This window comes from Agromyces sp. GQ35 (assembly GCF_059758475.1).
Genome location: NZ_JCAXEO010000002.1, coordinates 321,241 through 344,188 on the forward strand (window position 1 = coordinate 321,241; position 22,948 = coordinate 344,188).

20 protein-coding genes are annotated in these 22,948 nt (G+C 69.0%); 9 read left to right on the plus strand and 11 right to left on the minus strand.

The window, feature by feature from the left end:
- Nucleotide 1: 1 nt before the first annotated feature.
- The 4 genes from proB to rplU form a co-directional block, all read right to left on the minus strand.
- Nucleotides 2–820 (minus strand): glutamate 5-kinase, encoded by an 819-nt coding sequence (gene proB / locus AC6CH0_RS13525; RefSeq protein ID WP_498101705.1) that lies wholly within the window; start codon nt 818–820, stop codon nt 2–4.
- Complete coding sequence (obgE, locus tag AC6CH0_RS13530) at nt 817–2,427, minus strand: GTPase ObgE (protein WP_498101707.1); 1,611 nt, start codon at nt 2,425–2,427, stop codon at nt 817–819. Before obgE ends, proB begins: the two co-directional genes overlap by 4 nt.
- Nucleotides 2,428–2,501: 74 nt before the next feature.
- Nucleotides 2,502–2,759 carry a 50S ribosomal protein L27 gene (gene rpmA, locus AC6CH0_RS13535; protein ID WP_498101709.1) on the minus strand — a complete coding sequence of 86 codons (258 nt, stop codon included), beginning with the start codon at nt 2,757–2,759 and terminating at the stop codon, nt 2,502–2,504.
- Nucleotides 2,760–2,778: 19 nt separating this feature from the next.
- Entirely contained in the window at nt 2,779–3,087 is a 309-nt protein-coding gene (gene rplU / locus AC6CH0_RS13540; protein ID WP_498101711.1) for a 50S ribosomal protein L21, read from the minus strand.
- Nucleotides 3,088–3,327: 240 nt separating this feature from the next.
- On the opposite strand from rplU, the gene AC6CH0_RS13545 reads away from it, so the two are divergent.
- Entirely contained in the window at nt 3,328–3,621 is a 294-nt protein-coding gene (locus tag AC6CH0_RS13545) for a DUF4031 domain-containing protein (protein ID WP_498101713.1), read from the plus strand.
- Here the strand turns inward: AC6CH0_RS13545 and AC6CH0_RS13550 are convergent.
- Nucleotides 3,610–6,237 (minus strand): Rne/Rng family ribonuclease, encoded by a 2,628-nt coding sequence (locus tag AC6CH0_RS13550; protein WP_498101715.1) that lies wholly within the window; start codon nt 6,235–6,237, stop codon nt 3,610–3,612. The genes AC6CH0_RS13545 and AC6CH0_RS13550 overlap by 12 nt on opposite strands.
- A gap of 275 nt (nt 6,238–6,512) precedes the next feature.
- Between AC6CH0_RS13550 and AC6CH0_RS13555 the strand changes: the two genes are divergently transcribed.
- On the plus strand, nt 6,513–7,139 hold the full coding sequence (locus AC6CH0_RS13555) for a vitamin K epoxide reductase family protein (RefSeq protein ID WP_498101716.1): 627 nt from the start codon (nt 6,513–6,515) through the stop codon (nt 7,137–7,139).
- 55 nt (nt 7,140–7,194) lie between these two features.
- On the opposite strand, the gene ndk is transcribed toward AC6CH0_RS13555, so the two are convergent.
- From ndk to AC6CH0_RS13580, 5 genes are all read right to left on the minus strand, one after another.
- Nucleotides 7,195–7,614 carry a nucleoside-diphosphate kinase gene (ndk, locus tag AC6CH0_RS13560; protein WP_022892054.1) on the minus strand — a complete coding sequence of 140 codons (420 nt, stop codon included), beginning with the start codon at nt 7,612–7,614 and terminating at the stop codon, nt 7,195–7,197.
- The gene (locus tag AC6CH0_RS13565; RefSeq protein WP_498101718.1) at nt 7,611–8,048 is read right to left on the minus strand and encodes a DUF4233 domain-containing protein; all 438 of its coding nucleotides are present in this window, start codon (nt 8,046–8,048) and stop codon (nt 7,611–7,613) included. The genes ndk and AC6CH0_RS13565 overlap by 4 nt, the downstream gene beginning before the upstream one ends.
- Nucleotides 8,045–9,406, minus strand: a complete 1,362-nt coding sequence (locus AC6CH0_RS13570; RefSeq protein ID WP_498101720.1) for a bifunctional folylpolyglutamate synthase/dihydrofolate synthase — start codon at nt 9,404–9,406, stop codon at nt 8,045–8,047. The genes AC6CH0_RS13565 and AC6CH0_RS13570 overlap by 4 nt, the downstream gene beginning before the upstream one ends.
- Entirely contained in the window at nt 9,403–12,705 is a 3,303-nt protein-coding gene (ileS, locus tag AC6CH0_RS13575) for an isoleucine--tRNA ligase (RefSeq protein ID WP_498101722.1), read from the minus strand. Before ileS ends, AC6CH0_RS13570 begins: the two co-directional genes overlap by 4 nt.
- 278 nt (nt 12,706–12,983) lie before the next feature.
- Nucleotides 12,984–13,379 carry a GntR family transcriptional regulator gene (locus AC6CH0_RS13580; RefSeq protein ID WP_498101724.1) on the minus strand — a complete coding sequence of 132 codons (396 nt, stop codon included), beginning with the start codon at nt 13,377–13,379 and terminating at the stop codon, nt 12,984–12,986.
- Nucleotides 13,380–13,506: 127 nt separating this feature from the next.
- On the opposite strand from AC6CH0_RS13580, the gene AC6CH0_RS13585 reads away from it, so the two are divergent.
- From AC6CH0_RS13585 to AC6CH0_RS13615, 7 genes are all read left to right on the plus strand, one after another.
- Complete coding sequence (locus AC6CH0_RS13585) at nt 13,507–15,168, plus strand: ABC transporter substrate-binding protein (protein WP_498101726.1); 1,662 nt, start codon at nt 13,507–13,509, stop codon at nt 15,166–15,168.
- On the plus strand, nt 15,146–16,129 hold the full coding sequence (locus tag AC6CH0_RS13590) for an ABC transporter permease (protein ID WP_498101728.1): 984 nt from the start codon (nt 15,146–15,148) through the stop codon (nt 16,127–16,129). Before AC6CH0_RS13585 ends, AC6CH0_RS13590 begins: the two co-directional genes overlap by 23 nt.
- Nucleotides 16,126–16,998, plus strand: coding sequence for an ABC transporter permease (locus AC6CH0_RS13595; RefSeq protein ID WP_498101730.1), 873 nt, complete (start codon nt 16,126–16,128; stop codon nt 16,996–16,998). Before AC6CH0_RS13590 ends, AC6CH0_RS13595 begins: the two co-directional genes overlap by 4 nt.
- The gene (locus AC6CH0_RS13600) at nt 16,998–18,650 is read left to right on the plus strand and encodes a dipeptide ABC transporter ATP-binding protein (protein ID WP_498101732.1); all 1,653 of its coding nucleotides are present in this window, start codon (nt 16,998–17,000) and stop codon (nt 18,648–18,650) included. Before AC6CH0_RS13595 ends, AC6CH0_RS13600 begins: the two co-directional genes overlap by 1 nt.
- 127 nt (nt 18,651–18,777) lie before the next feature.
- Nucleotides 18,778–21,360 (plus strand): valine--tRNA ligase, encoded by a 2,583-nt coding sequence (valS, locus tag AC6CH0_RS13605; protein ID WP_498101734.1) that lies wholly within the window; start codon nt 18,778–18,780, stop codon nt 21,358–21,360.
- An 8-nt stretch (nt 21,361–21,368) separates the two neighbouring features.
- A complete protein-coding gene (locus AC6CH0_RS13610; RefSeq protein WP_498101736.1) occupies nt 21,369–21,815 on the plus strand; it encodes a GNAT family N-acetyltransferase in 447 nt (148 codons plus the stop codon).
- Nucleotides 21,815–22,039, plus strand: a complete 225-nt coding sequence (locus AC6CH0_RS13615) for a hypothetical protein (protein WP_498101738.1) — start codon at nt 21,815–21,817, stop codon at nt 22,037–22,039. The genes AC6CH0_RS13610 and AC6CH0_RS13615 overlap by 1 nt, the downstream gene beginning before the upstream one ends.
- Before the next feature lie 59 nt (nt 22,040–22,098).
- Here AC6CH0_RS13615 and AC6CH0_RS13620 read toward each other — a convergent pair whose 3' ends face one another.
- On the minus strand, nt 22,099–22,926 hold the full coding sequence (locus AC6CH0_RS13620; RefSeq protein ID WP_498101740.1) for a methyltransferase domain-containing protein: 828 nt from the start codon (nt 22,924–22,926) through the stop codon (nt 22,099–22,101).
- Nucleotides 22,927–22,948 lie beyond the last annotated feature (22 nt).

The following is a 22,948-nucleotide window of genomic DNA, read 5'->3' on the forward strand; positions in this document are numbered from 1 at the left end:
CCTAGGTGAGCGGGATGTCGCGTTCGCTCGTGTGACGCCCCGGAGCCGGGTCGAACCAGGTGCCGATCGATGCGCCGGCCAGCGCGTCGGCAACGAGCGGCGTCGCGGTGATGAGCACGGCGGTACCGGCTTCGGCGGCGATGCGTGCGGCGGAGACCTTGGTCTCCGCTCCCCCGGTGCCGACTCCGGCGCGACCCGCGGCACCGATCTCGACTCCGGCGAGGTCATCGCCGTACGGCACGTGCTCGATGCGACGCGCGCCCTCGAGGTGCGGCGGCTTCGTGTACAGGGCGTCGACGTCGGAGAGCAGCACGAGCAGCTCGGCTCCGATGAGCTCGGCGACCAGTGCCGCAAGTCGATCGTTGTCACCGAAGCGGATCTCGTGCGTTGCGACCGTGTCGTTCTCGTTCACGATCGGCAGGATGCGCAGGGCGAGGAGACGGTCCATGGCCCGCTGCGCGTTCGAGCGCGGCGTGGCGTGCTCGAGGTCACCGGCGGTGAGCAGCACCTGCCCCGCGAGCACGCCGTAGCGGTCGAGGCTCGTCTGATAGCGCCACATCAGTACGTTCTGGCCGACGGCGGCGGCGGCCTGCTGCGTGGCCAGGTCGGTCGGTCGGCCGTCGAGGTCGAGGAACGGAAGCGCCGTGGCGATCGCACCCGACGACACGAGCACGATCTCGGCGCCCCGCGCGTGCGCCGTGGCCAGGGCATCGACCAGCGGGCCGATCTGCTCGGCGTTGTCACCGCTGATCGACGATGAGCCGACCTTCACCACGATGCGTGTGGCGGCGGTGATCTCGGAGCGATCGCGAGGCGTCATGCCTGGTCCTCGCTGCTCGCGTCCTCCCCGTCGTCGGCCGCGGGGCGCGACGATCCACCGGTCGTTGCGGCAACCGCTGCGGCTGCGTCGTCTGCCGCGGTCTGCTCGTCGAGCTCCGACCACATGCCGGCGCCGCGCTCGCGCTCGAGTTCGGCGCGCGCCTCGGCCTTCGCATCCATGCGCTCGTAGTATTCGCTGCGGCGCTCGGCGCGCGTGGCACGACGATTCTCGTCGAGTCGCACATCGGTGCCTCGCGGCGCGGTGATGAGCTCGGCGGTCGAGGTCAGCGTCGGTTCCCAGTCGAACACGACGCCGGCGCCCGTGCCGATCACGACGGTCGATCCGGCGTCGGCGCCGGCGCGGACGAGTGCGTCTTCGACGCCGAGCTTGGCCAGACGGTCGGCCAGGAAGCCGACGGCCTCATCATTCGTGAAGTCGGTCTGCTGCACCCAGCGTTCGGGCTTCTGGCCGAGCACCCGGTAGAGGGTGCCGTAGCTGCCGCCCTCGGGGCGCACGGTGAATCCGGGCTCGTTGGAGGCTTTCGGCCGAATCACGATGCGCTCGGGCACGGGCGTTGCCGCGAGCTCGGTTCGCGCCGTGTCCACGAGCTCTCCGAGCGCGAAGCCCAGCTGGCGGAGGCCCTCGTGGCTGACCGTCGAGATCTCGAAGACGCGATAGCCGCGGGATTCGAGCTCCGGGCGAACGAATTCGGCGAGATCGCGCCCCTCGGGAACGTCGATCTTGTTGAGCGCGACCAGCTGCGGGCGTTCGAGCAGCGGGACCTGCCCTTCGGGCACCGGATAAGCCTCGAGCTCGCCGAGGATGACCTCGAGGTCGGTGATCGGGTCGCGCCCCGGCTCGAGCGTCGCGCAGTCGAGCACGTGCAGCAGCGCGGCGCAGCGCTCGACATGACGGAGGAACTCGAGCCCGAGGCCCTTGCCCTCGCTCGCGCCTTCGATGAGTCCCGGCACATCGGCCACCGTGAACCGGTGGTCGCCGGCCTGCACGACACCGAGGTTCGGATGCAGCGTGGTGAACGGGTAGTCGGCGATCTTCGGGCGCGCCGCGGAGAGCGCGGCGATCAAGCTCGACTTGCCGGCCGAGGGGTAGCCCACGAGGGCGACGTCGGCGATGGACTTCAGTTCGAGCGTGATGTCGACTTCGTCGCCGAGCGTGCCGAGCAGCGCGAAGCCCGGGGCCTTTCGCTTGGTGCTCGACAGCGCGGCATTGCCGAGACCTCCGAGACCGCCGGCGGCGGCGACGTATCGCGTGCCCGGTTCGGTGAGGTCGGCGAGCTCGACGCCGTTCGCGTCTTTGACGACGGTGCCGACGGGAACCGGCAGCTCGAGCACCTCGCCGACCGCTCCCGATCGGTGGTCGCCCATTCCGGGCTGGCCGTTGGAGGAGGAGCGGTGCGGGCGCCCGTGGTAGCCGAGCAGGGTCGTGACCTGCGGATCGGCGATGAGCACGATGTCGCCGCCGTGACCGCCGTTGCCGCCATCGGGGCCGGCGAGCGGCTTGAACTTCTCACGGCGCACCGAGACGCAGCCGTTGCCGCCATGACCGGCACGCAGGAACAGCGTCACCTCGTCGACGAAGCTGACCATGCTGCACTCTCCAAACCGATATGAAAACACGTGAGGGCGAGCCGAAGCCCGCCCTCACGAAAACCGTCGATCGACTATTCGCCGACCGCCACGATGTTGATGACCTTGCGGCCGCCCTTCTGACCGAACTGCACTGCACCGGCCTCGAGCGCGAACAGGGTGTCGTCGCCACCGCGACCGACGCCCGCGCCCGGGTGGAAGTGCGTGCCGCGCTGGCGGACGATGATCTCGCCAGCGCCGACGACCTGGCCACCGAACCGCTTCACGCCGAGGCGCTGTGCGTTGGAGTCACGACCGTTGCGAGTAGAGCTCGCTCCCTTTTTGTGTGCCATTAGCTGCTCTCCTCAGGCTCTACTTGATTCCGGTGACCTTGACGCGCGTGAGGTCCTGACGGTGCCCCTGGCGCTTCTTGTAGCCGGTCTTGTTCTTGAACTTCTGAATCACGATCTTCGGACCGCGAAGGTCGTTGAGAACCTCCGCCGTGACCGTGATCTTCTCGAGCGCCTTGGCGTCGGAGGTGATCTTGTCGCCGTCGACGAGGAGCACCGCGGCGAGCGTGACGTTGCCGTCTTTGTCTGCCTTGATGCGGTCCATCGTCACGATGGTGCCGACTTCGACCTTCTCCTGCCGACCGCCGGCGCGCACTACTGCGTAAACCACTACTCGTACCTATCTCTGGGGAACCCGGGGGCTCCGACTGTCTGATGGGATGTCACTGCGCGGGACCCCAGCGGGAAGGAGAGGGTCGTCACTGCCAGAAAACTGTGTTGCAGAATACGTCTGCAGGCGAGACCACCGGGATAAGCGGTGGCACCAACGGTCGAGTTTACCGGATGTCGAGGGGGCGGTCAAACGCGACGCCACCGGCGAGTCGCGAGACGTGCCGCATAAGATCGGCGCATGACCGTGCTGATCGATACGCCACTCTGGCCGAAGCACGGCACCGTGTGGGCCCACCTCGTGAGCGACGAGTCGATCGACGAGCTGGTCGCGTTCGCCGAGCGAGTCGGGCTGCCCTCGAGATCCTTCGACCTCGACCACTACGACGTGCCGATCGAGCGCTATGACGAACTCGTCGCCGCGGGTGCGCTCGCCGTGACGCCGCGCGAACTCGTCGCCCGGCTGCGCCGGAGTGGGCTGCGCGTCACGCCGCGTGAGCGACGCGAGCGCGCAGCCCGCCGATCACTCGGCTGAGGCGGAAGCCGCGTCGTCCGAGCCGTCGGCGCGGGTGATAACGGGCGCTCCACCGGCAGCGCTGAGCGCCGCAGTCGAAACCCGACGGCTTCGCGTACGCCCCTCACCGGCCTTCTTGGGGGCCGGCAACGCGTCGAGCACCGAGTCGAGAAGCACCTCGGTCTCGGCGACTCGTACGGGTCGCTTGCGCTCGACAGGAGGCACGGGCAGATCGAGGATCTGCTGTGCCACGGGCTCCGAAGCGGACGCGGGCTCACCTGCGACGTCGGGTTCACCGCTCGAAGCCGCCGATGCCGCGCCCTGCTCCTGTGAGACTCGACGGTGGCGGCCACGGCGGCCCCTGCTCGGCGTTTCGCTCTGCTTCTCCGGCGTTTCGGCCGGAACTGCGACCTCGGCGGCCGCCGGCTCTGCAACGGGCGCCTCGACTGCGAGCTCCGTCGGGCGCTCGCCGGACTTCTGTTCGGTGTGCGGAATCGTCGATGCGGCGATCTGCGCGAGCGCGTGCTTCACATCGTCGGTGATCGCGTGCGTGCCGGTGTGCGCCTTCGGCTCCGTCGGTGTCTGGGCGGGCTGCTGGTTGCCGCCGCGACCGCGACGACGCTCTGGCTGCTGCTGTTGCTGCGACGCGCGGTGCTTCACCACGGGCTCGTGGTGCACGATGACGCCGCGGCCGGCGCAGATCTCGCACGGCTCGCTGAACGACTCGAGCAGGCCGAGCCCCAGCTTCTTGCGAGTCATCTGCACGAGGCCGAGCGAGGTGACCTCGGCGACCTGGTGCTTCGTACGGTCACGGGAGAGGCACTCGACGAGCCGGCGCAGCACGAGGTCTCGGTTGGTCTCGAGCACCATGTCGATGAAGTCGACGACGATGATGCCGCCGATGTCGCGCAGCCTGAGCTGACGCACGATCTCTTCAGCCGCCTCGAGGTTGTTCTTCGTGACGGTCTCTTCGAGGTTGCCGCCGGACCCGACGAACTTGCCGGTGTTGACGTCGACCACGGTCATCGCCTCGGTGCGGTCGATCACGAGCGAACCGCCAGAAGGCAGCCACACCTTGCGGTCGAGCGCCTTCTCGATCTGCTCGCTGATGCGGAACTCGTCGAAGGAGTCCCGATCGCCGGCGTGCGCCTCGACACGGTCGAGCAGGTCGGGCGCCACAGCGCGAAGGTATCGTTCGATCGTCTGGCGCGCTTCGTCGCCCTCGATGATCATCTTCTGGAAGTCCTCGTTGAAGACGTCGCGCACGATCTTGATCAGCAGATCGGGTTCCGAGTGCAGCAGCGCAGGCGCCTGCACCTTCTCGAGCTGGGTGGCGATGTCTGCCCACTGCGCGATCAAGCGATTGACGTCGAGCGTGAGCTGCTCTTCGGTGGCGCCTTCTGCTGCCGTGCGAACGATGACGCCCTGGTTGTCGGGCAGCACCTCTTTGAGGATCTTCTTGAGCCGCGCCCGCTCGGTGTCGGGGAGCTTGCGACTGATGCCGTTCATCGAGCCGTTGGGCACGTAGACGAGATAGCGGCCGGGCAGCGAGACCTGGCTCGTGAGACGAGCACCCTTGTGCCCGATCGGGTCCTTCGTGACCTGCACGAGCACGCGGTCGCCGGGCTTGAGGGCGAGCTCGATGCGTCGCGGCTGGTTCTTCTCGCCGTTCTCGGCGGCGGCATCCCAGTCGACCTCGCCGGAGTAGAGCACGGCGTTGCGTCCGCGTCCGATGTCGACGAACGCGGCTTCCATGCTGGGCAGCACGTTCTGCACGCGGCCGAGGTAGACGTTGCCGATGAGCGACGCCTCCTGGTTGCGAGCCACGTAGTGCTCGACGAGCACGCCGTCTTCGAGCACGCCGATCTGGATGCGGCCGCCCTTCTCGCGCACGACCATCGACCGGTCGACCGATTCGCGACGGGCCAGGAACTCCGCCTCGGTGATGACGGCTCGCCGACGACCGGCGTCACGCCCGTCGCGGCGACGCTGCTTCTTCGCCTCGAGTCGCGTCGAGCCCTTGACCTTCTGCGGCTCGGTGATGAGCTCGACCTCGCGAGGCTTGCGCACCTTGACGACCGTGTTCGCGGGCTCGTCGGAGTTCGACCTGCTGCTCTCTTCGCCACTGCGACGACGAGTGCGTCGACGCACCGTGGTGCTCTCGTCGTCGTACTCCCGGTCGCGATCACGTGCACCGCGATCACGGCCGTCGGCGTCGCGAACGTCTCGTTCGGCGCGCTCAGGACGATCTTCGGTGACGAGCACCGGCGGCGCGTGGAAGATCAGCGACGTCGTCGTCAGCGTCGCCGGGATGGGCGACGCGACGACGGCCTCGGCCACGGGCTGCGCGGTCTCGGTCTCGGTCTCGGTGTCGGCAGACTCGGTCCGAGCCGGCTCTGCGGATGCCTCGGATGCGACCCCGACCGCATCGCCCGGCGCCGCCTCGTCGACGTCGCGTGCGGGCTCCGCTGCAACCTCGGATACCGGTGCCGACGGCACTTCGATCTCGGGCGTCACGGGCGTGTCGACCGCCTTCGAGCGACCTCCACGCCGCGAGCCGAAGAGCCCCCCACGCCGTCGGGTCGAGCCGCTGCCGGTCTCGGGTTCGTTCGTGTTCTTCTCGTTGCCTTCCACCATCTCTGGTGCACTCCTACGCCGGTTCCGACGGCCGCGCCGTCGTCCCGTACTCGTCTGGAGCAGTTCCGCGCATCGCGCCGAACCGCCGAATCCTTCACTACTGCGACCGGCAGGTTGCCTGTGTCGCCACGTCTTGCGGTGTGTTCACCGCCTACTCGGATGCGCTGCATCCTCAAAGCCCTCATTGGCGTCGTGCCGGGCGCGGCCCGGACGACTCCTTCGATTATCGCATGCTCTCGCAGCTGAGCGCGGAATCGGCATGCCATAATCCGAGCATGCCGGACTCCTCCCGACGTTCCCGACCCGTCGCGCTCGCGGTCTTCTTCGTGATCGCCGGGGCGCTCGGCCTGCTCGCGGCCTTCGAACTCTCGGTCGAGAAGGTGCTGTCGCTCAGCGATCCCACGCACGTGCCATCGTGCAACGTCGGCGTGCTGGTCGGGTGCAGCACGAACCTGGCGTCGTGGCAGGGTTCGCTCTTCGGCTTCCCGAACCCCTTCGTCGGCCTGATGGCGTGGCCGGCCGTGATCGTCGTCGGTATGGCACTGCTCGCGGGGGCGACGTTCGCGCGTTGGTTCTGGGTGCTCTTCAACGTCGGCGTCGCCGGAGCACTGGTGTTCGTCGGCTGGCTCATCTTCCAGAGCATCTACGTGCTCGACGTGCTCTGCCCCTGGTGCATGCTCACGTGGGCGGTCACGATTCCGACATTCTGGGCGCTCACTCTGTACAACCTGCGCGAGGGACATATTCCGGTGCCGGCACGTGCGCGCCGGCTCGCCGGCACGTGGCTCACCTGGCTGCCGCTCATCACGGTGATCTGCTACGCCGTCGTGGTGCTGCTGGCTCAGGCGCAGATGGACGCGATCCCGCGGATCATGATCGACCTGTCGAACCTCGCCGGCTGAGCCTGCGGCGTCGCGGTGCCGGGGAACCCGGGCACCGCGACATCCGCTCGGCGCTTCAGAACCAGAGGGCCAGCTCCCGTTCGGCCGACTCGACAGAGTCCGAGCCGTGCACGAGGTTCTGCTGCACCTTCAGCCCCCAGTCGCGGCCGTAGTCGCCGCGGATGGTTCCCGGTGCGGCCGTCGTGGGGTCGGTCGTGCCCGCGAGCACGCGGAAGCCCTCGATCACCCGATTGCCGGCCACGCGCATGGCGACGATCGGACCCGACTCCATGAACTCGATGAGCGGCTCGTAGAACGGCTTGCCCTCGTGTTCGGCGTAGTGATGCCCGAGGAGCTCGCGGTCGGCCTGCACGAGGCGGATGTCGACGAGCGAGTATCCCTTCGCCTCGATGCGACGGAGGATCTCGCCGGTGAGGTTGCGCGCGACACCGTCGGGCTTGACGAGCACGAGGGTCTCTTCGATCGGAGTGGTCATTCCTGTTCCTTCCATTGAGCGGCCGCAGCCGCTCGTTCTCGGTCGATTCGTGCGCCGGTCACCATGCAGTACCACCACATGCCGCCGAAGAGCGCGCCCACGACGAACATCGCGGGGTTGAGGAAGCCCGAGGCGAGGATGAGCACCTGGAGGGTCCAGCCGAGCGGGTAGGCCCAGCTGAATCGCAGGAGTCCGATCGTCGCGATCAGGCCGATGATGATGACGCCGCCCGCCGCGAGCGGGACCCACGAGGGCAACGCCCCCTCGACGCCGCCCTGGGCCAGTCCCCAGATGACGAGCGCGGCGAGGAAGACGACGATGACCTCGAATCCGAGCACGATCGAGGCGAGGCTCTGTCGGATGGACCGCAGTGGCGCGGGCGCAGGAGACTCGGGAATGCCACCAGTCTCGTTCGATGCCGACGGGTCGCTCATGCCTGCGCCCACTCGCGATCAGCGGCGATGCCGATGGCCTCGCCCACCAGCACGATCGAACCGGCGACCACGACTGCGCGCTTGGGCGCAGCAGAGGCCCAGGTTCGCGCGTGGTCGAGTGCGTCGTCGAGACGCTCGACGAGTTCGACCCGCTCGGCGCCAACGACACCGGCAACGGATGCCGCGAGCTCAGCAGCGCCGATCGCGCGGTCGGATGCCGGCGCGGTGACGATGAAGCGTGCGTCGCCGGCGGAGAGGGCACTGACGATGCCGGAGACGTCTTTGCCGGCGAGCACGCCGAGCACGACGATGACCTCGTCGAAGTCGAAGTACTCGTCGAGCGCCGCCGCGAGTGAGGCGGCGCCATGCGGGTTGTGGGCGGCGTCGACGATCACGGACGGCTCGGTGCCGATGACCTGCAGTCGCCCCGGCGACGTCACGAGGCCGAGTCCCTGCTGCAGCACCTCATCTGCCAGCCGCATGCTGCCGGCGCCGAGGAACGACTCGACGGCGGCGATCGCGACCGCGGCGTTCTCGGCTTGATGGCGGCCGAAGAGCGGGAGCGCGAGGTCGCGGTACTCCCCCGCGAGCCCTCGCACCGAGATGAGCTGGCCACCGACCGCGACGCGTGAGTCGAGCACGGCGAAGGCGCCGCCCTCGACGGCGAAGGTGCCGCCGTGCTCACTCGCGACCTCGCTCAGCACGGTGAGCGCCTCGGGCGATTGGAATGCCGTGACGACCGCCGCGTCGGGCTTGATGATGCCCGCCTTCGTGCGCGCGATTCGCTCGACGGTGGCACCGAGGGCCGACTCGTGATCGAGCGCGATGGGCGTGAACACCGCGACCTGGCCGTCGGCCACGTTCGTGGAGTCCCACTCGCCGCCCATGCCCACTTCGAGCACCATGACGTCGACCGGTGCGTCGGCGAAGCACGCGAAGGCGAGGGCCGTCAACGCCTCGAAGAAGGTGAGCCGCGGCGCACCGGCCGCTTCGAGTTCGGCGTCGACGATGTCGATGAACGGTGCGATCTCCTCCCAATTGCGGGAGACCGCCTCGTCGGAGACGGGCTGGCCGTCGATCAGGATGCGCTCGGTGAAGCGCTCGAGGTGCGGGCTCGTCATGAGGCCGGTGCGAAGGCCACCGGCGCGCAGGATCGACTCGATCATGCGACTCGTCGACGTCTTGCCGTTGGTGCCGGTGATGTGGATCACCGGCGCAGCACGGTGGGGGTCGCCGAGCAGCTCGACCGCTCTGCGGGTGGCGTCGAGTCGAGGCTCGGGTGCGGCCTCGCCGACCCGTTCGAGCAGGCTGCGATATACGGCATCGGCCGCGTCGGCGAATTCGAGTTCGTCGGTCATGCTTTGGCCACCTCAACGATCAGGCGCGAGCGTTCACCCACGGTTCGCGCATCGTCGTCAGGTGCCCCGGCGACGACGGACAGTTCGGTCGCGAGCGTCTCTCCGGCGATCAGCTCACGGTGCTGCTCTGCCGCAGCGGCGCCGGAGGCATCGAGCGTGAGCGTCAGCGCGATGCGGTCGCCGACCTCGAGGCCTGCGGCCTTTCGGGACTCCTGCACGGCGCGCACGACATCGCGCGCGAGGCCCTCCGCCTCGAGCTCGGGGGTCGTGGCAGTGTCGAGGATCACGAAGCCGCCGTCGGCGAGCAGCGCGAGCGCGCTCGACCCGTCGCTGCTTCCGCCGGCCTCGAGCACGAGGTCGTACTCCCCCGCCTCGAGCGGGATGCCACCGGCCACGACCGAATCCCCGTCGAGCGTCCAGTCGCCGCTGCGAGCGCCCTGGATCGCCTGCTGCACGGTCTTGCCGAGGCGGGGCCCGGCTGCGCGGGCGTTCACCGTGAGTCGCTTGGTGACACCGAACGACGCTGCGCTCGACGCGTCGAGGGCGACGAGGTCGACGGCCTTCACGTTGAGCTCATCGCGCAGGATGGACTCGAACGGCGCGAGCGCTGCGGCATCCGTCGCGACAACGGTGAGTCGCGCGAGCGGGAGTCGCACGCGGCGTCCGGACTGCTTGCGCAGCGACAGCGCCGCTGAACTGATCTCGCGCACCGAGTCCATCGCGGCGACGAGTTCGTGATCGACAGGAAAGCCCTCGGCATCGGGCCAGTCGGCGAGATGCACGCTGCGACCCCCGGTGAGCCCGCGCCAGATCTGCTCGGAGACGAGCGGAAGCAGCGGCGCCGCGAGACGTGTGAGCGTCTCGAGCACGGTGTAGAGGGTGTCGAACGCCTCGCGCCCTGCGCCGTCGTCGGCGACACCGGACCAGAAGCGGTCGCGCGAACGCCGCACGTACCAGTTCGTCAGCACGTCACCGAAATCGCGAAGCTTCGCCGCCGCGAGCGGCGAGTCGAAGTCTTCGAGGTCGGCGGTGACGGCCGTCACGAGTTCGCCGAGCTTGGCGAGCAGGTAACGGTCGAGCACGTCGCTCGAATCGGTGCGCGCGGATGCCTCGTAGCCGCCCGCGCGAGCCGAGTTCGCGTACAGCGAGAAGAAGTACCACGTGCTCCAGAGCGGCAGCATGAACTGCCGAACACCCTCGCGGATGCCCTCTTCGGTCACGACCAGGTTGCCGCCGCGGAGCACCGAGCTCGACATCAGGAACCAGCGCATCGCGTCCGAGCCGTCGCGCTCGAAGACCTCGGACACGTCGGGGTAGTTGCGGAGCGACTTCGACATCTTCTGTCCGTCGCTGCCGAGCACGATGCCGTGGCTGACCACGTTCGTGAAGGCGCGCCGGTCGAAGAGCGCGGTCGACAGCACGTGCATCACGTAGAACCAGCCGCGCGTCTGGCCGATGTACTCGACGATGAAGTCGGCGGGGTTGTGGCTGTCGAACCACTCCTGGTTCTCGAAGGGGTAGTGCACCTGCGCGAACGGCATCGACCCGGAGTCGAACCACACGTCGAAGATGTCGGGGATGCGCCGCATCGTCGAGCGCCCGGTGGGGTCGTCGGGGTTCGGCCGCTCGAGCTCGTCGATGTACGGACGGTGCAGGTCGGGCTCGCCGTCGGGATTCACCGGCAGCCGTCCGAAGTCGCGCTCGAGCTCTTCGAGCGAACCGTAGACGTCGATGCGCGGGTACTCGGGGTCATCGCTCTTCCACACCGGGATCGGCGAGCCCCAGTACCGGTTGCGACTGATCGACCAGTCGCGCGCGCCGGCCACCCACTTGCCGAACTGCCCGTCTTTCACGTTGTCGGGCACCCAATTGATGTCGTGGTTGAGCTCGCCCATGCGGTCGCGGAACTCGGGCACCCGGATGAACCAGCTCGACACCGCCTTGTAGATGAGCGGGTTGCGACAGCGCCAGCAGTGCGGATACGAGTGCTCATAGCTCGCTTGGCGGAGCAGTCGTCCCTCGGACTTGATGAGCTGGGTGAGCGGCTTGTTGGCATCGCTCCAGAGCAGCCCGGCGACATCCGTCACCGCGGGCAGGAACCGGCCGCCTTCGTCGAGCGAGATGACGACCGGGATGCCGGCGGCTTCGCCGATCCTCTGGTCTTCCTCGCCGTACGCGGGAGCCTGGTGCACGATGCCAGTGCCGTCTTCGGTCGTGACGTAGTCGGCGACGAGGATGCGCCAGGCGTTCTGCAGCCCGTAGCCCTCGACATCGGCGTAGTAGTCGAAGAGACGGTCGTAGTCGACTCCCTCGAGCTCGGCACCGCGTACCGTGCGCGAGACTGCGGCACGCGCATCTTCGGCGGAGTCGTAGCCGAGGTCTTTCGCGTAGTTGCCGACGAGGTCGATCGCGATGAGGTACTCGCCGCCGAGCACCTCGGTGTCGGATGCCCCGTCGCCGGCCTCCTCGCGCAGCACCGTCGCGTCCGGCGTGCCGTTCGGGCCGGCGGGCACGACCGCGTACTCGATGTCGGGCCCGACGGCGAGAGCGAAGTTCGTGGGCAGCGTCCACGGGGTGGTGGTCCACGCGAGGGCGCGCACGGCGGTGAGGCCGAGTGCCTCCGCCTTCGCGCCGACGAGGGGGAAGGTGACCGTGACGGTCTGGTCCTGGCGCATCTTGTAGACGTCGTCGTCCATGCGCAGCTCGTGATTCGACAGCGGCGTCTGGTCGCGCCAGCAGTACGGCAGCACCCGGTAGCCCTCATACGCGAGGCCCTTGTCGTGCAGGGTCTTGAATGCCCAGATCACGCTCTCCATGAAGGTGACGTCGAGCGTCTTGTAGTCGTGCTCGAAGTCGACCCAGCGGGCCTGGCGGGTGACGTACTCCTGCCATTCCTTCGTGTACCGCAGCACGGCGTCTTTCGCGGCCTGGTTGAAGGCCGCGATGCCCATCTCCTCGATCTCGCTCTTGTCGGTGATGCCGAGCTGACGCTCGGCCTCGAGCTCGGCGGGCAGTCCGTGCGTGTCCCAGCCGAAGCGGCGGTGCACCTGATGGCCGCGCATCGTCTGAAAGCGCGGGAAGAGGTCTTTCGCGTAGCCGGTCAGGAGGTGACCGTAGTGCGGCAGGCCGTTCGCGAACGGAGGTCCGTCGTAGAACACCCACTCGGGTGCGCCCTCGCGCTGATCGATCGAGGCCTGGAAGGTGCCATCGGCCTTCCAGAAGGCCAGCACTTCGCGCTCGACGGCGGGGAACTCGGGTGAGGGGGCGACACCGTGGTCGTCTGGGGTGCGGGGGTACACGCTCGCTCCTTGCGGGGACGGATGCTCTCACGAGGACGCCGGTGCTCGATCGAGCTCCCGCCGCGGTACCACCTCGCTTGCGAGTCGCATCTCGCGACCGACTCGCCCCTCGTTGCCGGCTGTGACGGGCCGACCCGTTCGGTTCTACCGCCGAGTGGATGCCGTCTGGCGCCCATTCGGTTTCTTCCGAAGACTCCCCGGTGATAGCCGGATCAGTGTCGTTGAGTTCACGACGTCTGCACCGGCCGGCAGCCGGATCGACGTCGTTGCCCTCCAGACTACCGTGTCGGCGTTGGGCGGAGCACTCCCGATGCCTGCGGCGCGGAGCGGTACGCCTCGCGGATCAATGCGAGGAGAGCGGCCTCGGGCAGCTCGTGGTTCTTCGCTTCGTCGACGAGGTCGTAGACGGCTCCGGCGAGGGCGGCATGCCCTCCGATGCGCACGGCGACGACGGCGCCACGGCCTCGGTGCAGCTCGATGAGGTGCTCGTCTCGCAGCCGGTGGTACGCCCGCAGCACCGTGTGCACATTGAGCTCGAGCGATGCGGCGAGGTCGCGAGCGGCGGGGAGTCGCTCACCGCCGGAGAGCCGACCGTCGACGATCGAGGCCCGGATACCGGAGGCGAGTTGTTCGAAGAGGGGTGCTTCGAGGGTCGGATCGAGTCGAATGAACACCACAAAAGTATATTGTTCTATCTGAAGCCGAACAACTTCCTTGTCACGGCGCTTCCGCGGTGTCAGGATGAATGCGGGCCCGCGCTGACGAGAGCCCGCCACACACTCCCCCATTGCAAGGACCTCGATGCGTGCTGCACCCGTGACCACCTCCTCGAATGCCCGCAGGTTCGGGCTCCTCGGCGTCGCCCTCGTGTCGTCGATCATGCTCGCCGGGTGCCAGGCACCGGCGCCCGAGGCATCCGGCGACCCGGTCTCAGGCGGCACCCTCGCGTACGCGAGCGGCGATGCCGAACCGACCTGCCTCGACCCGCATGTCGGCGGCAACTACCCGCAGGCGCTCCTCGCGGGGCAGTTCCTGGAGTCCCTCGTCTCCCGCGACGCCTCCGGCGAGATCATCCCCTGGCTCGCCGAGTCGTGGGAGGCCTCGGACGACGGCCTCTCGTGGGACTTCACCCTTCGCGACGACGTCGCCTTCACCGATGGAACCCCGCTCGATGCCGAGGCCGTGAAGGTCAACGTGGAGCACCTGAAAGACCCGGCGACCCAATCCTCGACGGGCTACCTCGCGCTCGGCAAGGTCGATCGTGTCGAGGTCGTCAGCGACCAGGTCGCACGATTCGTGCTCAGTTCGCCCGACAGCGCACTCCTCGAGTCGCTCACCCAGCCGTGGCTCGCTATCGAGTCGCCAGCCGGCCTCGCCCGCGGCATGGACGAGAACTGCCAGGCTCCGATCGGCACCGGACCGTTCGTCGTCGAGGAGTGGGTCAAGCAGGATCACGTCTCGCTCGTGCGCAACGAGGAGTACGCCTCGCCGCCGGCCGATGCCGCGCACGATGGCGTGGCCCACCTCGACGCGATCGAGTGGCGCTTCGTGCCGGACTCGGCTTCGCGGTATGCAGCGCTGCAGGCCGGCCAGGTGCACGTCATCGACAACCCGCAGCCCGACACGATCGCGGCGGCGAAGGAGAACGAGTCGCTGACTTGGATCGACGCGCCCCGTCCCGGAGCGGCGAACCGCATCGAGCTCAACTCGGGCCAGGCGCCGTTCGACGACGAGCGCGTGCGCGAGGCGTTCATCCGCGCCGTCGAGGTCGACGAGGGCATCGACGCGCTCTTCTTCGGCACTGCGGAGCGCTCGTACTCCCCGCTCTCCTCGGTCGAGGCCGTCGCGTATTCCGACGACTCGCTCTTCCAGCCCGACCTCGACGCGGCGAACGCCCTGCTCGACGACGCCGGCTGGACCGAGCGCGACGCCGAGGGGTACCGCGTGAAAGACGGCGCTCGCCTCACGCTCCGCTTCCCGGTGAGCACGAACCAGTCGATCCCGGCCGAGCAGTCGTTGTTCGAGCAGGTCCAGGCCACGGCGAAGGCGGCCGGGTTCGACGTCGTCATCGAACTCCTCGATCTCTCGAGCTGGTATGGCGCCCTCGCGGCGAACGAGTACGAGATCGTGAGCGCTCCGTACACGAAGGTCGGGCCCGACGTGCTGCGCATCCTGTACCACTCCGACAGCATCACGCCGGCGCCGAGCGGCTACTTCGCGAACCTCGCCCAGCTCGACGACCCCGAGGTCGACGCCCTGCTCTCCGAGGCCGCGGCGACGAGCGAGGCCGACGCCCGCGCCACGCTGTACGAGGAGGCGCAGCAGCGCATCCTCGGCGGCTACTACCTCCTCCCGCTGTACGACCAGCAGAACAGCTTCCTGGTGAGCAGCTCGGTGCACGGCGCACGTGCGATGCCCACCGTCTCGACGCCGAGCTTCCATGACGCCTGGCTCGCCGGCTGAATCCCGGCGCGCCGCTCGCGGCGTGACGCTTCGCCGCGCCGGCCTGCTGATGGCCGGCGCGGCGTTCGTGCTGTGGGCGGTCGCCACCCTCACCTTCTTCGCCATCCGGCTGATCCCCGGCGATCCGGCGCAGGCGATCCTCGGCGGGCCCGGTTCCCAGGCCTCGCAGGAGGCGCTCGACCAGGTACGGCGCGACTACGGGCTCGACCAGCCGCTCATCGTGCAGTACCTCGCCATGCTGGGCCGGCTCATCACGGGCGACCTCGGCGCCTCGTACGCGCTCAAGGTGCCGGTCGCCGAGCTCATCGGCGCGCAGATCGGCGGCACGCTCCTCCTCGCGTTCCTGTCCCTCGCCCTCGCCTGGCTCCTCGCCCTCGCCCTCGCGCTCTGGTCGACGGGACGCGGGCGAGTCGCCTCCGCCGTCGGCGAGGGCATCGAGATCACCGCTGCCGCACTGCCCCACTTCTGGCTCGCTGCAGTGCTCATCGCAGTGTTCAGTACCGCGCTCGGCTGGCTGCCCCCGGTGGCCACCGGCACGCCTGCAGGCCTCGTACTTCCCGTCGTGACGCTCGCGATCCCGCTCGCGGGCTTCCTCGCCCAGGTCATGCGCGAGAGCCTCCTCGACGCCATGCAGCAGCCGTTCGTGGTGTCGGCGCGCGCTCGCGGCGAGACCGCGCTCGGCGTGCGCCTGCGCCACACCGTGCGGCACGCGGCGCTACCGGCGATCAGCCTCTCGGGCTGGGCGCTCGGGTGGCTGCTCTCGGGGGCGGTCGTCGTCGAGACGATCTTCGCGATGCCGGGGCTCGGTCGCACGCTCCTGCAGGCCGTCACCCTGCGCGACATCCCTGTCGTCACCGGTGTCGTGCTCCTCGTCGCGGTGGTGTACGTGGCCATGACCGTCCTCACCGACGTCGCGTCGCGCATCGCTGATCCCAGGCTTCGACAGGAGGCGGGTCGATGAGCGAGCTCGAACTGCGACAGACGACGGTCGAGGCGTCCGCTGAACACCTGCCGCCGAGGCCGCGCGGTCGGATGCCACGCGCTGGAACCCTGCTCGCGGCCGCATTCGTGCTCTTCCTCGTCGCCGCGACCTGCGTGCCAGAACTCATCGCCACACAGGACCCCGATCAGATCGCCGCGGCCGACGCCTTCCAGGCGCCGTCCCTCGACCACTGGTTCGGCACCGACGAGTCCGGGCGCGACATCTACAGTCGCATCGTCGCCGGCACCGGCACGTCGTTGCTCATCGGCGTCACCGCGACGCTCATCGGGCTCGCGCTCGGGCTCGTGCTGGGAGTGGTGGCGAGCTTCGGAGGTCGCATCCTCGACTTCAGCGTCAACCGGCTCGTCGAAGTGCTGTTCGCCTTTCCCGGGTTGCTGCTCGCGCTCCTCGTGATCGTCGTCTACGGGCCCGGGCCGGTGACCGCGACCGTGGCCGTTGGACTGTCGACGGCGCCCGGCTACGCCCGGATCATCCGTGGCCAGCTCGTCTCGATCCGCTCCTCGCAGTACGTCGAGGCGGCGCGGGTGCTGGGTCGGTCCCCGGCCCGCATCCTCGCTCGACACGTCCTGCCGAACGCACTCATCCCGATCTTCGTGCTCGCGACGCTCGGGGTCGGGCAGGCGATCGTCTGGGCGGCGGCGCTCAGCTACCTCGGCCTCGGCGCACAGCCGCCCGCGGCCGAGTGGGGTGCCATGCTGGCCGCGGGTCGCACCTATCTCGCAACCGCCTGGTGGATGACGGTCTTCCCCGGGCTCATGATCGTCGCCACGACGATCGCGACGACCGTGCTCGGCCGGGCACTCACCCGACGCGGGAGAGGCGAATGATGACGAATGCACCCGATCCCGTGCTCGATGTCGCAGACCTCCGGGTCGGCTTCGGCACGGCCGAGGTCGTGCATGGAGTGAACCTCACGATCTCGCCGGGCGAATGCGTCGCGATCGTCGGCGAATCGGGCTCCGGCAAATCAGTGACGGCTCGGGCGCTGCTCGGGCTCGCCGGCCCCGGATCACGCGTCTCGTCGCAGCGGCTTCACGTCGCCGGCCGGGAGCTCGGCGCGGCAACCGAGCGCGAATGGCGCCGTGTGCGGGGCCGGCTCGCCGGACTGATCCTGCAGGACGCACTCGTCTCGCTCGACCCGCTCCGCCCCGTCGGTCGCGAGATCGAAGATCCGCTCCGCATCCACGAGCGGCTGCCGCCCGCCGAGCGCCGCGCTCGGGTGCTCGAGCTCCTCGCCGACGTCGGCATGCCCGATCCTGCCCTCGCCGCGACCCGGCGTTCCGGCGAACTGTCCGGCGGCCTCCGCCAGCGCGGCCTCATCGCGGCCGCCATCGCGCTCGACCCACCGCTCCTCATCGCCGACGAGCCGACGACCGCCCTCGACGTCACCGTGCAGGCGCGCATCCTCGCGCTGATCGCCGGCATCCGCTCCCGCGGCACGGGTGTGCTCCTCATCAGCCATGATCTCGCCGTCGTCGGGCGACTCGCCGACCGCATCCTCGTCATGCGCGAGGGCGAGATCATCGAGGAGGGAACCGCTCGCGAGGTACTGGAATCCCCCCGGGAGGCGTACACGAAGGCACTCATCGCCGCGGTACCGTCCGGCATCCCGCGCGGAGATCGATTGTCGATGCCGCCCTCGGGGTTCGACCACGTCGCACCGGCGTGTGTTGCACCGGCTGCAGCGCCGGCGACGCACGCGACTCAGCCCTCCGCGGCACCCTCACTGCTCTCACTCGAGCACGTCACCAAGACCTTCGTGATCCCGGGTGGCCGGTTCGCCGCCGTCGACGACGTGTCGCTGTCGCTGCACCGTGGCGAGACCCTCGGCCTCGTCGGCGAATCCGGCTCGGGAAAGACGACGGTCGCTCGACTCGCGCTCGCGCTCACGGCCCCCGACAGCGGCGACGTGCATCTCGACGGCGAGGAGTGGTCGACACTCGACGAGCGACACCGTCGGGCCTCGCGCCACCGCATCGGCGCGATCTACCAGGACGCCCTCAGCTCCTTCGATCCCAGGTGGAGTGTCGGCCGTATCCTCAGCGATGCCGCACGCGGCGCTCGCGGCGCTGCACCCGGCCCCGAGGCCACCGCGCTGCTCGACCAGGTCGGGCTCGCAGCATCCGTCGCCGGCCGAAAGCCGCTCACGCTCTCAGGCGGGCAGCGGCAGCGGGTGGCGATCGCCCGGGCGCTCGCAGCATCACCCGAAGTGCTGATCTGCGATGAACCGGTCTCGGCGCTCGACGTGACGATCCAGGCGCAGATCCTCGACCTGCTCGACGAGCTCCAGCGGGAGCGCGGCCTCGCGCTCCTGTTCATCTCCCACGATCTCGGCGTCGTGCGTCATATGGCCGACCGGGTCGCGGTCATGCGGGCGGGTCGGATCGTCGAGACCGGCGACGCGGAACGGGTCTTCGCCGAGCCGGAGCATCCGTACTCCGCCCAGCTCGTGGCCGATTCGCCGCGACTCGCGTACTGAACCGCGCGGGCGAAGACTCGGCGCCCTCGCCCAGCCGGCTCGCAGTTCGCTCTCGGGTAGGCTGGAGAGTCGCACATTCAGGCACCTCATTACAGACACGGTGCCGCCGATATCGAACCGGAGCATCATGACCGACACGGCCCGCATTCCCGACAAGCCCGCCCTCGAGGGTCTCGAATCGGTCTGGGGAGGCGCATGGGAGCGTGAGGGCACGTACCGGTTCGATCGCGCATCGGCCACTCGCGAGTGCATCTACTCGATCGACACTCCCCCGCCCACTGCGTCGGGCTCGCTGCACATCGGGCACGTGTTCTCGTACACGCACACCGACGTCGTGGCACGATTCCAGCGCATGCGCGGCAAGAGCGTCTTCTACCCGATGGGCTGGGACGACAACGGCCTGCCCACCGAGCGCCGCGTGCAGAACTACTACGGCGTTCGCTGCGACCCGACCCTGCCCTATTCCGAGGGATTCGTGCCGCCGTTCGAGGGCGGTGACGGCAAGTCGACGAAGGCCGCCGATCAGGTGCCCATCAGCCGTCGCAACTTCATCGAGCTCTGCGAGCGCCTGACCGTCGAAGACGAGCAGCAGTTCGAGGCGCTCTGGCGCCAGCTCGGACTCTCGGTCGACTGGACCCAGACGTACCGCACGATCGGTGAGGAGTCGCTCTTCGCATCGCAGCTCGCCTTCGTGCGCAACGTGGAACGCGGCGAGGCGTACCAGGCGCTCGCCCCGACCCTGTGGGACGTCACGTTCCGTACCGCGGTCGCGCAGGCGGAACTCGAAGACCGCGAACAGCCCGGCCACTATCACCGGGTCGCGTTCCACACGCCCGACGGCGGCGTCGTCGAGATCGAGACCAGCCGTCCCGAGCTGATTCCCGCGTGCGTCGCACTCGTGGCGCACCCCGATGACGAGCGCTACCAACCGCTGTTCGGCACCACCGTCACGACCCCCGTCTACGGCGTCGAGGTGCCGGTGCTCGCCCACCACCTCGCCCAGAAAGACAAGGGCACCGGCATCGCGATGATCTGCACCTTCGGTGACATCACCGACGTGGTGTGGTGGCGCGAACTCGACCTGCCGAACCGCGCGATCATCGGCTTCGACGGTCGCGTCATCGCTGAAGCCCCTGAGGCGATCACCTCCGAGGCCGGCCGGGCAGCGTTCGCCGAGCTCGCCGGCAAGACCACGTTCTCGGCGAAGCAGGCCGTCGTGCAGCAGCTCCGCGACTCAGGCGACCTGCTCGCCGACCCGAAGTCGATCACGCACCCCGTGAAGTTCTTCGAGAAAGGCGACAAGCCGCTCGAGATCGTGTCGACGCGTCAGTGGTACATCCGCAACGGCGCTCGTGACGAGGCACTGCGTGAGCGCCTCCTGACGCACGGTCGCGAAATCGACTGGCACCCCGACTTCATGCGCGTTCGCTACGAGAACTGGGTCGGCGGCCTCTCGGGCGACTGGCTCGTCTCGCGCCAGCGCTTCTTCGGAGTACCGATCCCCGTCTGGTACCCGCTCGACGCGGCGGGCGACCCGAAGTTCGACGAGCCGATCGTCGCGACTCGCGAGATGCTGCCCGTCGACCCCTCGTCGGCAGCGGCACCGGGCTTCGACGAAGCCCAGCGCGGCACCGCCGGTGGCTTCATCGGCGAGCACGACGTCATGGACACCTGGGCGACATCCTCGCTCACTCCGCAGCTCGCGGGCGGCTGGGAACGCGACCCCGAACTGTTCGAGCTCGTCTTCCCGTATTCGCTGCGTCCTCAGGGGCAGGACATCATCCGCACCTGGCTGTTCTCGACGACGCTTCGCGCCGAGCTCGAGCACGGAGTTTCGCCGTGGGCGAACGCCTCGATCTCGGGCTTCATCGTCGACCCCGACCGCAAGAAGATGTCGAAGTCGAAGGGCAACGTCGTCACCCCGGCCGGCCTGCTCGAACAGCACGGCTCCGACGCGGTGCGGTACTGGGCGGCCTCGTCCCGACTCGGCACCGACGCCGCCTTCGACCCGCAGAACCCGACGCAGGTGAAGATCGGCCGTCGTCTCGCGATCAAGGTGCTGAACGCGGCGAAGTTCATCCTCGGCTTCGAGGGTCGGGCGGATGCCGCGGTGACCGTGCCGGTGGACCGCAGCATGCTCGCCGAACTCGCCGTCGTCGTCGATCGCGCCACCCGCGCACTCGACGGTTACGATCACGCTCGTGCGCTCGAGCTCGCCGAGACGTTCTTCTGGACCTTCTGCGACGACTACCTCGAGCTCGTGAAAGAGCGTGCCTACGGTGCACCGAGCGACGAACAGGAGTCGGCCGTCGCCGCCCTCAAGACGGCGCTCGACGTGCTGCTGCGCCTCTTCGCACCCGTCATCCCGTTCGCGACCGAAGAGGCGTGGCGCTGGTCGCACGACGGCTCCGTGCATCTCGCCTCCTGGCCGACCGTCGACGATCTCGCCGCGCGCGGCGAAGCCGGTGTCGAACTGCTCGAACTCGCCGGACTCGCACTGACCGGCATCCGGCGCGCCAAGACCGACGCGAAGGCGTCGCAGAAGACGCCCGTCACGAGCGCCGTCATCGCGGCCCCGGCCGTGACGATCGCGCTGCTCGAGTCGGTCGCATCCGATCTGCGTGCGGTGGGGCGCATCGCCGAGCTCGGCTTCGTCGAAGCCGAGTCGTTCGAAGTCCGCGACGTCGTCTTCGAGGCGCCGTCGGAATAGGGGGAACCATGAACTACGAGATTCGATCGGCCGGTGACGACGACTTCTTCGGGTGGCTGCCGCTCTTCGCGGCATATTGCAGCTTCTACGAGACGGAGCTCGACGACGCCAAGGCGCTGATCGTGTGGAACTGGATCCGCGACGAGGCGGAGCCGCTGCAGGCAGCGCTCGCCGTCGATGACGAGGGCCGACCGGTCGGGCTCGCCCACTTCCGGGCGGTGCCGCACTCGCTCAGCGCGACGCGCGGCATGTACCTCGACGACCTCTACGTCGATGACGCCGCCCGCGGATCCGGCATCGGGCGCGCGCTCGTCGAGTTCGTGCACGCCCGCGCCGCCGAGATCGGCAGCGGCGGGGTCAGCTGGATCACGGCCGACGACAACGCAGACGCGCAGCGCGTCTACGACCAGCTCGCCAGGCGCACCAGCTGGGTGACCTACGAGATGGACGCGTGATGCGACTCGGCACCCGCTGGGCGTTCGGCGCAGCGCCGCCGCCATCCGTACCCACTGCGCTCCACGAGCGCATCGCGGCCGCCGAAACGACGTTCGCGGGCGACGGCACGAACCGCCACTGGACCCTGACGTGGCTCGAGGGTCGGCCGATCGCCGAACTCGACGACGGCACGGTCGTGCGCGAGACGATCGTCGATGCGCACGACGCCGACGAAGACTGGTAGCCGTCTCGGCCGCATCGCGGTGTCACGGCTTCGCCACAGCCTTCACTCGGGGGCGATCTTCACGCGCGCGCGATGATCTCGCCGTGCGGCATCAGCAGCCAGCCGTCGGCGTCGGCGGCCCACGCGCGCCACGCGTCGGCGATGCGCTGCAGTTCTGCGGGGTTCGAGTGACCTGATTCGATCGCGTGCGCGGCGAACTGCGACTCGGTCGCGCGCTCGGCCCACGCGCCGCCCCACCACTCGCGTTCGAGCTCGGTGGCGAAGACCCAGTTGGTCGCGGTCGCCGCGATGTCGGTGAGTCCGGCCTCGCGGGCCCAGCTCTTCAGCCGACGCCCCGCATCCGCCTCCCCGCCGTTCCATGCGTGCACTGCGTGGTAGAGCTCCAGCCAGCGGGTGAGCCCCGGCGAGGCGGGATTCCAGATCACACCGCCGTAGTCGACGTCACGGACCGCCACGACGCCACCCGGTTTGGTGACGCGCCGGAACTCCCGGAGCGCGTCGACGGGGCGGCCGAGGTGTTGCAGCACCTGATGCGCGTGCACGATGTCGAAGGTGTCGTCGTCGAAGTCGAGCGCATACGCGTCACCGACCGCGAACCGGGCGTTCGCGACGCCCTCGCTTTCAGCGAGACCCGTTGCGTGGGCCACCACATCGGCCGAGGCGTCGACGCCGATGACCGTGCCGGGGCGCACACGTCGCGCGAGATCGAGGGTGATCGTGCCGGGGCCGCTGCCGACGTCGAGCACCCGAACGCCCTCACGCAGGTGCGGGACCAGATACGCCGCCGAGTTCTCCACCGTGCGCCAGGCGTGCACACGAAGCACACTCGCGTGATGGCCGTGAGTGTACTCGTCGCGTGCAGTCGTTCCGGGCCGGTCGGTGCTCATGGTTCGAGCATATGCTTCTGCC